The sequence below is a fragment of the Pseudomonas solani genome (assembly GCF_026072635.1).
In the GTDB taxonomy this organism is placed as follows: Bacteria; Pseudomonadota; Gammaproteobacteria; order Pseudomonadales; family Pseudomonadaceae; genus Metapseudomonas; species Metapseudomonas solani.
The window spans coordinates 3,891,151-3,902,945 of the sequence record NZ_AP023081.1 but is presented as its reverse complement, the minus strand read 5'-3'; the positions used below and the strand labels follow the sequence as shown (position 1 = coordinate 3,902,945).

Annotated in this window: 11 protein-coding genes and 1 pseudogene; 5 read left to right on the top strand and 7 right to left on the bottom strand. The window is 68.1% G+C overall.

The window, feature by feature from the left end; all coding sequences use genetic code 11:
* The first annotated feature begins 15 nt into the window (after positions 1-15).
* From PSm6_RS17820 to PSm6_RS17805, 4 genes are read left to right on the top strand one after another with little or no spacing between them, the layout of a single operon-like run.
* The gene (locus tag PSm6_RS17820; protein WP_021219254.1) at positions 16-651 is read left to right on the top strand and encodes a TetR/AcrR family transcriptional regulator; all 636 of its coding nucleotides are present in this window, start codon (positions 16-18) and stop codon (positions 649-651) included.
* Entirely contained in the window at positions 648-1,610 is a 963-nt protein-coding gene (locus PSm6_RS17815; protein ID WP_265167880.1) for an HlyD family secretion protein, read from the top strand. The genes PSm6_RS17820 and PSm6_RS17815 overlap by 4 nt, the downstream gene beginning before the upstream one ends.
* Positions 1,603-2,547 (top strand): ABC transporter ATP-binding protein, encoded by a 945-nt coding sequence (locus tag PSm6_RS17810; protein ID WP_265167879.1) that lies wholly within the window; start codon positions 1,603-1,605, stop codon positions 2,545-2,547. The genes PSm6_RS17815 and PSm6_RS17810 overlap by 8 nt, the downstream gene beginning before the upstream one ends.
* Positions 2,547-3,632, top strand: a complete 1,086-nt coding sequence (locus tag PSm6_RS17805; protein WP_265167878.1) for an ABC transporter permease — start codon at positions 2,547-2,549, stop codon at positions 3,630-3,632. The genes PSm6_RS17810 and PSm6_RS17805 overlap by 1 nt, the downstream gene beginning before the upstream one ends.
* Positions 3,633-3,872: 240 nt before the next feature.
* Here PSm6_RS17805 and ccoM read toward each other — a convergent pair whose 3' ends face one another.
* The 4 genes from ccoM to PSm6_RS17790 all read right to left on the bottom strand — a co-directional run bounded on the left by ccoM (position 3,873) and on the right by PSm6_RS17790 (position 5,243).
* Positions 3,873-3,992: a cytochrome c oxidase subunit CcoM gene (gene ccoM, locus PSm6_RS30280; RefSeq protein WP_021219250.1), complete on the bottom strand. Its 120-nt coding sequence runs from the start codon at positions 3,990-3,992 to the stop codon at positions 3,873-3,875.
* A gap of 164 nt (positions 3,993-4,156) precedes the next feature.
* A complete protein-coding gene (locus PSm6_RS17800) occupies positions 4,157-4,312 on the bottom strand; it encodes a hypothetical protein (RefSeq protein ID WP_021219249.1) in 156 nt (51 codons plus the stop codon).
* Positions 4,309-4,905 (bottom strand): alpha-ketoglutarate-dependent dioxygenase AlkB family protein, encoded by a 597-nt coding sequence (locus PSm6_RS17795; protein WP_021219248.1) that lies wholly within the window; start codon positions 4,903-4,905, stop codon positions 4,309-4,311. Before PSm6_RS17795 ends, PSm6_RS17800 begins: the two co-directional genes overlap by 4 nt.
* 41 nt (positions 4,906-4,946) lie before the next feature.
* Positions 4,947-5,243 (bottom strand): hypothetical protein, encoded by a 297-nt coding sequence (locus PSm6_RS17790; protein WP_021219247.1) that lies wholly within the window; start codon positions 5,241-5,243, stop codon positions 4,947-4,949.
* A 156-nt stretch (positions 5,244-5,399) separates the two neighbouring features.
* Here PSm6_RS17790 and rapA point away from each other — a divergent pair.
* Positions 5,400-8,248, top strand: a pseudogene (gene rapA / locus PSm6_RS17785) (RNA polymerase-associated protein RapA).
* A gap of 232 nt (positions 8,249-8,480) precedes the next feature.
* On the opposite strand, the gene PSm6_RS17780 reads toward rapA, so the two are convergent.
* The 3 genes from PSm6_RS17780 to PSm6_RS17770 all read right to left on the bottom strand — a co-directional run bounded on the left by PSm6_RS17780 (position 8,481) and on the right by PSm6_RS17770 (position 11,693).
* A complete protein-coding gene (locus PSm6_RS17780) occupies positions 8,481-9,821 on the bottom strand; it encodes a spinster family MFS transporter (protein WP_043242830.1) in 1,341 nt (446 codons plus the stop codon).
* A gap of 211 nt (positions 9,822-10,032) precedes the next feature.
* Positions 10,033-10,812 (bottom strand): hydroxypyruvate isomerase family protein, encoded by a 780-nt coding sequence (locus PSm6_RS17775; protein WP_021219244.1) that lies wholly within the window; start codon positions 10,810-10,812, stop codon positions 10,033-10,035.
* Positions 10,809-11,693 carry an NAD(P)-dependent oxidoreductase gene (locus tag PSm6_RS17770; RefSeq protein ID WP_021219243.1) on the bottom strand — a complete coding sequence of 295 codons (885 nt, stop codon included), beginning with the start codon at positions 11,691-11,693 and terminating at the stop codon, positions 10,809-10,811. The genes PSm6_RS17775 and PSm6_RS17770 overlap by 4 nt, the downstream gene beginning before the upstream one ends.
* Positions 11,694-11,795: the final 102 nt, after the last annotated feature.

Sequence of the window (11,795 nt, the reverse complement as noted above, 5' to 3'; positions counted from 1 at the left end):
TCCCAGGACAGCCCCATGACCACTCCCCGCGCCCCCGGACGCCCCAGCGGTGAAGCCCAGCAGCGTGAACGCCTGCTGGACACCGCCTGCGACGCCTTCGCCCATCAGGGCATCAATGCCAGCAGCCTGCGCGGCATCGCCCAGAGCACCGGGGTGACGCCGGCGATGGTCAATTACTACTTCGGCAACAAGCAGCGCCTGGTGGATGCGGTGGTGGAGGAGCGTTTCCTGCCCTTGATCCGCACCCTGGCCGCGCGCCTGCAAGAGGCCGGCGACGATCCCCTGGAACTGGTGCGCCTGTTCGTGCGCGGCATCAGCGCCACGGTGGAAGAGCACCCCTGGATTCCACCGCTGTGGGTGCGCGAGATCCTCTGCGAAGGCGGTGTGCTGCGCGAACAGCTGCCCCAGCGCATCGCCCCGCTGATCCCGGTGCTGCTGGCCCAGCGCTTCGCCGCCGCCCAAGGGCGCGGCGCCCTCAACAAGGACCTCGACCCGCGCCTGCTGGTGGTCTCGCTGATCGGCCTGACCATGCTGCCCCACGCGGCAGCGCCGCTCTGGCGCGGCATCTTCGCCAACCCGGAGATCGGCAACGACGCTCTGGTCAACCACACCCTGGCCCTGCTCGAACGCGGCCTGGAGGTATCGCCATGACCGCCCGCACCTTCATTCCCGGCCTGCTTTGCCTGGCCCTGTTGAGCGGTTGCGACCGCGGTGACAGCGAACCGCTGCTCGGCACCCTGGAGTGGGACCGTATCGGCGTGCCCGCCGAGGCCTCGGAAACCATCCTCGACTGGAAGGTGGCCGAAGGCGATTCGGTGCAGGCCGGGCAACTGCTGCTGGAGCTGGACCCGCGTCGCCTCGACGCCCGCCTCGACCAGGCACGGGGCCAGGTGGCCCAGGCCCAGGCGCGCCTGGATGAGCTGAGCAACGGCGCACGCCAGGAAAGCATCGACGCCGCCCGCGCCACCCTGGTGCGCAACCGCGCCGATGCCACCGAAGCCGGGCGCAATTACCAGCGGGTCGCCGCCCTTTATGCGCGAGGCCAGGTGGCCATCGCCGAACGTGACCGCGCCCGCGCCAGCCGCGACCAGGCCGATGCGGCGGTGAAGAACGCCGATGCGCAGTTGCGCGAACTCACCAACGGCACCCGCCCGGAACAACTGGCCCAGGCCGATGCCGAGCTGCAGACGGCCCGTGCCGAGCTGGCGCGCCTGCAGGTGGACCGCGAGCACCTGGACATACGCGCCCCCCGCGCCGGCCGGGTCGACGCCCTGCCCTTCCGCCCCGGTGACCAGCCACCGGCCAATGCCGAGGTGGCCAGCCTGCTGGTGGGCGAGACGCCCTATGCGCGGCTGTTCATCCCCGCGCCGCTGCGCCCGCACATCGCCATCGGCGACCGCCTGCAGGTGGGCATCGAGGGCGTCGACGGCCTGTTCAGCGGGCGGGTGCGCAGCATCGCCAGCGAGGCCAGCTTCACCCCCTACTACGCCCTGACCGGCAGCGACGCCAGCCGCCTGGTGTACCGCGCCGAGCTGGTACTGGAAGGCGAGCTGGCCGCGCGCCTGCCCGCCGGCCTGCCGCTGCACGCGGAGCGCCCTGCCGATGACTGACAGCGAGACGGTGATCCGCGCGCGCGGCCTGACCAAGCGCTTCGGCCAGCTGGCGGCGGTGGACGGGCTCAACCTCCAGGTGAACCGCGCCGAGGTGTTCGGCTTCCTCGGTCCCAACGGCTGCGGCAAGTCCACCACCATCCGTATGCTCTGCGGCCTGCTGCTGCCCAGCGAAGGCGAGATCGAGGTGCTCGGCTGCCAGATCCCCCGCGACGCCGAGGCGCTGAAGCGACGCATCGGCTACATGACGCAGAAGTTCTCCCTCTACGAAGACCTGACCATCGGCGAGAACCTGGAATTCCTCGCCGCCGTACAAGGCCTGCCCCGCAGCGAAGGGCGCCAGCGCATCGATGAACTGCTGGAGCGCTATTGGCTGGCGGACCGCCGCAAGCAGCTCGCCGGTACCCTCAGCGGCGGCCAGAAACAACGCCTGGCGCTGGCCGGCGCGGTGCTGCACAAGCCCGACCTGCTGCTGCTCGACGAGCCCACCAGCGCGGTGGACCCGCAATCACGCCGGGAATTCTGGGATTCGCTGTTCGAGCTGGCCGAGGCCGGCACCACGCTGCTGGTGTCCACCCACTACATGGACGAGGCCGAGCGCTGCACGCGCCTGGGCATCCTCGACGCCGGGCGCCTGGTGGCCGACGGCAGCCCGGCCGAGCTGATGGGCGCCCTGCCCGGCCACCCGCTGCTGATCGAATGCGCGCAGCCACGCCAGGCGCAACGGGCGCTGCAGGGCGCCGAAGAGGTGATCGCCATGGCTCAGATCGGCGCCTCGCTGCGGGTGCTCAGCGCCGAGGCCGATGCCCATGAACGCATCGCCCGGCGCCTGGCCGAGCAGGGTGTGGAGGCCGAGGTGAAGGAGACCGAGCCGAACCTGGAGGACGTCTTCGTCACCGTCACCCACCAGCCGCTGCAGAAAGCGGAGGCCAAGTGATGAACCTGCACCGCCTGGGCGCCATCGTGCTCAAGGAGCTGCGCCAGTTGCGCCGCGACCGCCTGACCTTCGCCATGATCGTCGGCATCCCCATCATGCAACTGGTGCTGTTCGGCTACGCCATCAACATGGATGTGCGCGGCCTCGACGCCGCGGTGCTGGACCAGGCGAACACCGCCCGCTCCCGCGAGGCGGTGGCGGAGATCGGCTCCAGCCAGGTGGTGAACTTCCGCTACCACCTGGGCAGCCCCCAGGAGATCGACCAGTTGCTGCGCGCCGGGCGCATCAGCGCCGCGCTGGTGATTCCCCGGGATTTCGAGGCGCGCGTCCAGCGCCAGGACCCGGAGCGCCCGCCGCTGCAACTGGTGGTGGATGGCTCCGACCAGGTGGTGCAGGCCTCGGCCCGGCAACTGGCGGGCTTCCCCCTGGAGGGCTGGCGCAGCAACCAGGCGATGTCGGTGGTGAACTTCTACAACCCGGAGCGCCTGGCACCGCTGAACACGGTGCCGGGGCTGATCGGGGTGATCCTGACCATGACCATGGTGCTGTTCACCGCCATCGCCCTGGTGCGCGAACGGGAACGCGGCAACATGGAGATGCTGATCACCACGCCGGTCTCGCCCTGGGAGCTGACCATCGGCAAGGTGCTGCCCTTCGTCGGCATCGGCCTGGTGCAGGTGACGGTGATCCTTATCGTCGGCCTGCTGCTGTTCGAGGTGCCGGTGCGCGGTTCGCTGCTGGCGCTCTACGCGGCGGCGCTGCTGTTCATCTTCGCCAGCCTGACCCTGGGCGTGTTCATTTCCACCCTGGCGCAGAGCCAGTTCCAGGCGATGCAGATGGCCTTCTTCACCTTCCTGCCGCAGATCCTGCTGTCGGGCTTCATGTTCCCTTTCGCCGGCATGCCGCGCGTCGCCCAGTGGATCGCCGAGGTGCTGCCGCTCACCCACTTCCTGCGCCTGGCGCGGGGCATCATGCTGCGCAGCGCCACGCTGGCCGAGTTGTGGATGGAGATGGCGGCGCTGGTGGCCTTCACCGCGGTGATGCTCGGCGTCGCCGTATCACGGGTGCACAAGCGGCTGGATTGAGAAGCGGGCCTGGGCCCTGTGCGGGTGGGGGTTCCCGGGCTGAAGCCCGGGCTACGGGGAGCGCGCGGTTTCACACCTAGCCGTAGATCGGGTGAAACCCGACATTGCGGAGCAAGAGCGCGCGCGGGTTTCACCCGCCCTACGTGAAGGTTTGGGCCATCACGGGATAAAAATCGTGGACGAAAAAAAGGGCGACCGAAGTCGCCCGAGGTGCCTTGCGTGCCTGTGAACCTGGTGAACTCAAGCCTTCTTGTTGCGCTTGTGGGAGTCCTTCCAGATGAAATATCCGAACCCTCCAAGGAAGGCGACCATCAGACCTACGGTCCCGATACCGGCGAGAACCACTACATCGATGAACATTTGAGTGCCTCCTTCTCTTGTGGCGTTCCGTGTTTCGATGGGTCAAAGGTAAGCCCGCACCGGGAAGGGGAAATTGATCTGGATCAATAGGCGCAGAGCCCCACCGGCAAGGCCGTTGGGGAACTGATCCAGGTCAATTTAAAAGGGGGGTACAGCGGAGGGTTTCAGCGTTTTTTCGGCTTGCGCGGCTTTTTCGACTTGCCCAGGGGCATGGCCTGCTCGAAGGCGTTGCGCACATCGTTCAGGCGTTTCTCGTGCAGGTCATGGATGCGTTTGTCACGCTCGGCGCCGAAGTCGACCAGTTTCTCGTCATTGCTCATGAACGGATCCAGCGGAAGGTGAGATTCAGGCGAGGGTCGCAAGGGCTGCGGGTCTTCGCCACCTGATGCTGCCAATGATGCTGTGTCGGGCCGCTCATGACCAGCAGCGCGCCATGGCCGAGCTGCAATGAATGCTCGATGCGCCCACTGCCCTTACGACGCAGGTCGAAACGCCGAGTTCCGCCGAGGTTGAGCGAAGCGATAAGCGGGTCGCGGCCCAGCTCGGGCTCGTCGTCGCTGTGCCAGCCCATGGAATCCTGGCCGTCGCGGTAGTAGTTGAGCAGCGCGCCGTTGAGCGGCTGGCCGACGGTCTGCTGCAGGCGCTCGCGGATCTCCGCCAGCAGCGGCGTCCAGGGCAGCGGCCGGTGCACCAGGCCGGAGTAGCGGTAGCCGGCCTCGGGGTCGCCGTACCAGGCCAGCAGGCGGGGCACTGGGTAGTCGCGGCCATGCAGGTGGACGCTGGGTTGCTCCCAGGGGGTTTCTTCGCGCAGCCGGGCCAGCCATTCGTCGGCTTCTTCGGCGGCCAGCCAGTGGGGTTCGTAACGCAGGTGGGCGTCGGGCAGGTCCAGGGGGATGTCGTCGAACAGGTCCACGGGGTCAACCGAGCAGGTGCGGGCAGGGGATCATGCGCGCCTCAGACTTCCACATCCACCCACAGCCCCTGGCGCGGGAGCTGCTCGATCACTGCTTCGTCGGCCTGCTCGACATCGCCCTCGGCGATCTCTTCGGCGGTGTAGCCACGGCGCTGGCGGCGGCGCTGCTCCTCGCGAAGCAGTTCCTCGGCCTCCTGGGGGTGGCGCCGGTCCAGGCCGATGGCGCTTTCCTCGGAGCCTTCCTTAGCCGGGGTGACGGGCGGAATGTCGGGGCGTGGCTTGATCACGTCCTGCTGGGCGGTCACGGGCACCAGGCTATGGGGTATAGGCGGCAACATGGTTTTGGCCCTCCTCTGATCAGCCTGTCGGCAGGGCGAGTCACTACTTTAGCGCCGCTCGCTACACTGCAACAGACATATGGAGCGCAAGTCCCGTCGCTCTTGGCACGGCGTTCCGTTAAACTTGCCGGCTTTTTTGCATGGTGGGAGAGACGCATGGCGCAGCAGTACCAACCGGGGCAACGCTGGATCAGTGACAGCGAAGCGGAACTGGGGCTCGGGACCATCCTGGCATCGGATGGACGCCTGCTTACAGTGCTCTACCCGGCCACGGGCGAAACCCGCCAGTACGCCTTGCGCAATGCGCCCCTGACCCGCGTGCGCTTCGCGCCGGGCGACGAGATCACCCACTTCGACGGCTGGAAGCTGACCGTCCAGGAAGTCGACGACATCGACGGCCTGCTGGTCTATCACGGCCTCACCGCGCAGCACGAAGAACGCACCCTGCCGGAAACCCAGCTCTCCAACTTCATCCAGTTCCGCCTGGCCAGCGACCGCCTGTTCGCCGGGCAGATCGACCCGATGAACTGGTTCGGCCTGCGCTACCACACCCTGCAACACCAGAGCCGCCTGCTGCAGTCCTCCCTCTGGGGCCTGGGCGGCGCCCGCGCACAACCCATCGCCCACCAGCTGCACATCGCCCGTGAAGTGGCCGACCGCGTCGCCCGCGCGTGCTGCTGGCGGACGAAGTGGGCCTGGGCAAGACCATCGAGGCCGGCCTGGTGATCCATCGCCAGCTGCTCTCGGGCCGCGCCAACCGCGTGCTGATCCTGGTGCCGGAGAACCTCCAGCACCAGTGGCTGGTGGAGATGCGCCGCCGCTTCAACCTGCAGGTCGCCCTGTTCGACGCCGAGCGCTTCCTCGAGAGCGACGCCAGCAACCCCTTCGAGGACGCGCAACTGGCGCTGGTCTCCCTGGAGTGGCTGAAGGGCAGCGAGAAGGCCCAGGACGCCGCCTTCGCCGCCGGCTGGGACCTGCTGGTGGTGGACGAAGCCCACCACCTGGTCTGGCACCCGGAACAGGCCAGCGATGAATACCGCCTGGTGGAGCAACTGGCCGAGGTCATCCCCGGCGTGCTGCTGCTCACCGCCACCCCCGAACAACTGGGCCAGGACAGCCACTTCGCCCGCCTGCGCCTGCTCGACCCGGCGCGCTTCCATGACCTGGAAGCCTTCCGCGCCGAAAGCGCCAACTACAAGCCGATCGCCGAAGCGGTGCAGGAGCTGCTGGACCAGGGCCGCCTGTCCCCCGGCGCCCACGCCACCATCTCCGGCTTCCTCGGTGCCGAGGGCGAAGCCCTGCTGGCCGCCGTCACCGATGGCGACAGCGAAGCCGCTGCGCGCCTGGTGCGCGAGCTGCTGGACCGCCACGGCACCGGCCGCCTGCTGTTCCGTAATACCCGCGCCGCCGTGCAGGGCTTCCCCGAGCGCAACCTGCACCCCTACCCGCTGCCGAGCCCCGTGGAATACATGGAGCTGCCGGTGGGCGAGCACCCCGACCTGTACCCGGAAGTCAGCTTCCAGGCGCAGCAGGAAAGCGGTGATGAAGCCGAGCGCTGGTGGCGCTTCGACCCCCGCGTCGAGTGGCTGATCGACACCCTGAAGATGCTCAAGAAGTTCAAGGTGCTGGTGATCTGCGCCCACGCCGAAACCGCCCTGGACCTGGAAGACGCCCTGCGCGTGCGCTCCGGCATCCCCGCCACCGTGTTCCACGAAGGCATGAGCATTCTCGAGCGCGACCGCGCGGCGGCCTACTTCGCCGACGAGGAGTTCGGCGCCCAGGTACTGATCTGCTCCGAGATCGGCAGCGAAGGCCGCAACTTCCAGTTCTCCCATCACCTGGTGCTGTTCGACCTGCCGGCCCACCCGGACCTGCTGGAACAGCGCATCGGCCGTCTCGACCGTATCGGCCAGAAGCACACCATCCAGCTGCACGTGCCCTACCTGGAAACCAGCCCGCAAGAGCGCCTGTTCCAGTGGTACAACCAGGCCCTCAACGCCTTCCTCGCCACCTGCCCCACCGGCAACGCCCTGCAGCACCAGTTCGGCCCGCGCCTGCTGCCGCTGCTGGACGGCGGTGACGACGAGCAATGGCAGGCCCTGGTGGACGAGGCCGAAGCCGAGCGCAAGCGCCTGGAAGGCGAACTGCACGCCGGTCGCGACCGCCTGCTGGAACTCAACTCCGGCGGCACCGGCGAAGGCCAGGCCCTGGTGGAAGCCATCCACGAGCAGGACGACGAGTTCGCCCTGCCCATCTATATGGAAGCGCTGTTCGACGCCTTCGGCATCGACAGCGAGGACCACTCCGAGAACGCCCTGGTGCTCAAGCCGGGCGAGAAGATGCTCGACGCCGGCTTCCCCCTGGGCGACGACGAAGGCGTGACCATCACCTACGACCGCAACCAGGCGCTGTCCCGCGAGGACATGCAGTTCCTCACCTGGGAACACCCCATGGTGCAGGGCGGCATGGACCTGGTGCTGTCCGGCTCCATGGGCAACACCTCGGTAGCGCTGATCAAGAACAAGGCGCTGAAACCCGGCACCGTGTTGCTGGAGCTGCTCTACGTCAGCGAAGTGGTGGCACCCCGCTCCCTGCAGCTGGGCCGCTACCTGCCGCCGGCCGCCCTGCGCTGCCTGCTCGACGCCAACGGCAACGACCTGGCCAGCAAGGTGGCCTTCGACACCCTCAACGACCAGTTGGAAAGCGTGCCGCGCGGCAGTGCCAACAAGTTCGTCCAGGCCCAGCGCGACGTGCTCTCGGCCCAGATCCACGCCGCCGAAGCGAAGATCCGCCCGCGTCACGAAGCCCGCGTGGCCGATGCGGTGAAACGCCTGACCGCCGAGCTGGACGAGGAGCTGGCGCGCATGATCGCCCTCAAGGCCGTCAACCCCAGCGTCCGCGACAGCGAGATCGACGCCCTGCGCAAGCAGCGTGACGACGGCCTGGCGCTGATGGAAAAAGCCGCCCTGCGCCTGGAGGCGATCCGCGTGCTGGTAGCGGGTTGATCGAGGTTCGCGGGAAATGAAAAAGCGCGCTTCGGCGCGCTTTTTCTTTGCCCTACATAACCGCTTCGGCGCCTGTAGGCTGGTCATCTCGTAGGATGGGTAGAGCGAAGCGAAACCCATCGAGCGGAGTTACAGGAAGGGCCTTGCGCCAGGGTTCATCGCGAATGAATTCGCTCCCACGCCGGCTAGACGGCATTCAGGGAACGCCGCCCTTATCCACAAGACATAGGCCTCAGGCCGGCACCGCGTTGACGCTGCCCGTCTCCAGCCCCGCACGCATGCTGCGGGCATCGCGGCCGAAGCAGCGGGCGGCCTGGAACAGCGCCAGCATGGTCAGGCCCAGGGCCACGGGGATCAGGTACATGGCGTCGTGCAGGCCGATGGCCTTGAACTGCTCGGTCATCTCGCTGGCGCCGGCGGCGTACATCGCGGCGTGGGCGAAGTGGTCGGAGAGCAGGCCTACGACCACCGGGCCGAGGCCGCCGCCGAGCAGGTAGAGGCCGGCGAAGAACAGCGCCATGGCGGTGGCCCGCAGGCGCGGTTCGATCACGTCCTGGATGGCGGTGTAGACGCAGGTATAGAAGGTGTAGGCGAACAGCCAGCCGATGCTGAACACGCCCACGAACAGGCCGATCTCGATGCGTCCGGAGAACAGTGCGAAACCGGTGGCGAGGGTGGCGACCAGCATGCTGCCGGTGGCCAGCAGCAGGCGGCCGCGCTCGGATTTCTCGTGGGCCTTGTCCGCCAGCCAGCCGCCGACGGTGAGGCCGATCAGCCCGGTGACGCCGCAGATAATCCCGGTGGCCACGGCCGCGCTCTGCAGCGGCAGCAGGAAGTAGCGTTGCAGCATCGGCACCATGAAGGAGTTGCAGGCGTAGGTGGCGAAGTTGAAGGTGAGGCCCGCCAGGGTCAGCCACCAGAAGGTGCGGATGGCCAGGACCCGGCGCAAGGGTTTATCCACAGGCGAAAGGTCGACCTTGACCGACTCCGCCGCGCCACGGGCCGGTTCCTTGATGAAGAACATGAACAGCGCCAGGATCAGCCCCGGGATGGCGGCGATGACGAAGGGCGCGCGCCAGCTGCCGAAGGCCTGGACCATGGCGCCGATGGTGAAGAAGGCCAGCACCAGGCCCAGCGGCAGGCCGAGCATGAAGATGCCCATGGCGCGGGCGCGCTTGTTGGCCGGGAACAGGTCGCCGATCAGCGAGTTGGCGGCCGGCGCGTAGCTGGCCTCGCCAATGCCGACGCCCATGCGGATCAGCAGGAAGCTCCAGAAATTCCAGGCCAGGGCGTTGACCGCCGTGAGGCCGCTCCACACCGCCAGGCCCCAGCCCATGATCTTCTTGCGCGAGCCGGTGTCGGCCATGCGCCCCAGGGGCAGGCCGGCGATGGCATAGACGAGGGTGAAGGCCGTGCCGATCAGGCCGAGCTGGAAGTCGCTGAGGCTCCACTCATGGCGCACCGGCTCGATGATGATGGCCGGAATGGTGCGGTCGAAGAAATTGAACAGGTTCGCAAGGAACAGCAGGAACAGAACGCGCCAGGCGTTCGCCGCCTGGGGGGAAGGCTGCAAAGGCTGCATGGGGTCGGTCTCGATTGTTGTTATCTGCCAGGCAAACCGCCTGCCGGGCTTGTAAGCCGCAATCTAGACCTTGCGGACCGTTCCTGTCTGCGAACATTCGCCAGCTTTATGTAGGACAATCCAACACTTCCGCCGAATCGTCCTGCTCACAGGCTCCCGCCCCGAACGGAGCGGTGAGCCGGCCCGCAGCCCCGGAGCCCCTTCAGCGGGCCTTGAACGTAGGCAGCCAGCCGAGCGACTCCCCGGTCGGCTTGCCCGGCCGGTATTCGGCGGCCAGCCAGCCGGCGTAGCCGCTCGCGTCCAGTGCATCGAGCAAGGGCGGGAAATCCGTCGCCCCCGAGCCCGGTTCGCCACGGCCGGGACTGTCGGCGAACTGCACATGGCCGATGCGCCCGGCCAGCAGCCGGATGCCGGCGGCCACGTCCAGCCCCTGGCGGGCCATGTGGTAGAGGTCGAACTGGGCGGCGAAGTTGGGCCGGTCGACGGCGCGCACCAGCTCATCCAGGTGCTCCGGCGTGTTGATCAGGAAGCCCGGCATGTCGATGGGGTTGATGGCCTCGGCCAGCACCTGGATACCCAGCGGGTGCAGGGTGTCGACGGCCTTGCGCAGGTTGGCCACCAGGGTCGCCAGCGCGGTGTCGCGGTCCAGCCCCTCGGCCAGGCGGCCGGGCAGCACGTTGACGAACAGCGGGTTGACCACCGCCGCGTAGGCGTAGACCTGGCGCAGGGCAGCATCGAATTCGTCCTGGCGCGACGGCACCGCCGCCAGGCCCGGGCCGCCCTGCAGCAGGTCGGCGGCGGGCAGGTTGATCAGCAGCAGCGGCAGGACGGCCTGCTCCAGCGCGGCCTTCAGCTCGCCGGCCGGCAGCTCGTAGGGGAACTGGATTTCCACGGCCTCGAAGCCCGCCTGCGCGGCGGCGCCGATGCGCTCGATCAGCGGCACCTCGGTGAACAGCATGGACAGGTTGGCGGCGATCTTCATGCCTGCTCCTCGCGATACATCTCGACCAGGGTCGCCGGGTCACGCGCCAGGTTGCCCTGGCTGCCGTGCAGGCGCATCAGTTGCGCGGCCAGGCCGCTCATGGGCGTAGCGCTGCCCTCCTCGCGGGACAGCTTGACGGCGGTGTCCAGGTCCTTGAGCAGGGTGCGTACGTGCCACTTGATCGGCTCGAAGCGGCTCTCGGCCATCTGCGGGGCGAGGATCTGCAGGGGCTTGGAGTCGGCGAAGCCACCCGCCAGCGCCGGGGCCAGCAGGCTGGCATCGACACCGGACTTCTCCGCCAGGGCCACCACTTCGGCGATGACCAGGGCATTGCAGGCGACGATCATCTGGTTGCACACCTTGGTCACCTGGCCGGCACCCACATCGCCCATGCGCGTCAGGCGCTGGCCGAGGTGGGCGAGGACCGGGCGTACCCGCTCGACATCCTCCACCCGGCCGCCGGCCATGATCGCCAGGGTGCCGGCTTCGGCACCGGGGGTGCCACCGGAGACCGGCGCATCCACCCAGCGCATGCCGCTGCGGCGCTCCAGTTCGGCGGCCATATCGCGGGTGGCGGCGGGCTCCAGGCTGGAGAAATCCACCAGCAACTGGCCGGGCTTCGCGCGTTCGACGATGCCGCCAGGGCCGAAGACCACCTCGCGCACCACCGCCGTATCGGCCAGGCAGAGCATGACGATATCGGCGCTGCCGCAAAGTGCAGCGGGGCTGTCGACACGGCGGGCGCCGAGGGTTTCGAGAGGGGCGCATTTGTCGGGGCTGCGGTTCCACACCGACAGCGGGTAGCCGGCAGCGAGCAGGCGGCGGGTCATGGGCAGGCCCATCAGGCCGATGCCGGCGAAGGCGATGCTGGGGAGGGTCATGGAGGGCTCCGGAAAAACGGGGAGCCCAATCTAAACCCAACGGTCAACACGTGCACGCACCGGAAAAGGTAAAGGGGTGCCGCCCACCACTCGCCACGCACC

Excerpts from the sequence above, each read along its gene's own strand:
- PSm6_RS17820 (WP_021219254.1), top strand. The coding sequence starts at position 16 with ATGACCACTCCCCGCGCCCCCGGACGCCCCAGCGGTGAAGCCCAGCAG.
- PSm6_RS17815 (WP_265167880.1), top strand. The coding sequence starts at position 648 with ATGACCGCCCGCACCTTCATTCCCGGCCTGCTTTGCCTGGCCCTGTTG.
- PSm6_RS17810 (WP_265167879.1), top strand. The coding sequence starts at position 1,603 with ATGACTGACAGCGAGACGGTGATCCGCGCGCGCGGCCTGACCAAGCGC.
- PSm6_RS17805 (WP_265167878.1), top strand. The coding sequence starts at position 2,547 with ATGAACCTGCACCGCCTGGGCGCCATCGTGCTCAAGGAGCTGCGCCAG.
- ccoM (WP_021219250.1), bottom strand. The coding sequence starts at position 3,992 with ATGTTCATCGATGTAGTGGTTCTCGCCGGTATCGGGACCGTAGGTCTG.
- PSm6_RS17800 (WP_021219249.1), bottom strand. The coding sequence starts at position 4,312 with ATGAGCAATGACGAGAAACTGGTCGACTTCGGCGCCGAGCGTGACAAA.
- PSm6_RS17790 (WP_021219247.1), bottom strand. The coding sequence starts at position 5,243 with ATGTTGCCGCCTATACCCCATAGCCTGGTGCCCGTGACCGCCCAGCAG.
- PSm6_RS17775 (WP_021219244.1), bottom strand. The coding sequence starts at position 10,812 with ATGAAGATCGCCGCCAACCTGTCCATGCTGTTCACCGAGGTGCCGCTG.
- PSm6_RS17770 (WP_021219243.1), bottom strand. The coding sequence starts at position 11,693 with ATGACCCTCCCCAGCATCGCCTTCGCCGGCATCGGCCTGATGGGCCTG.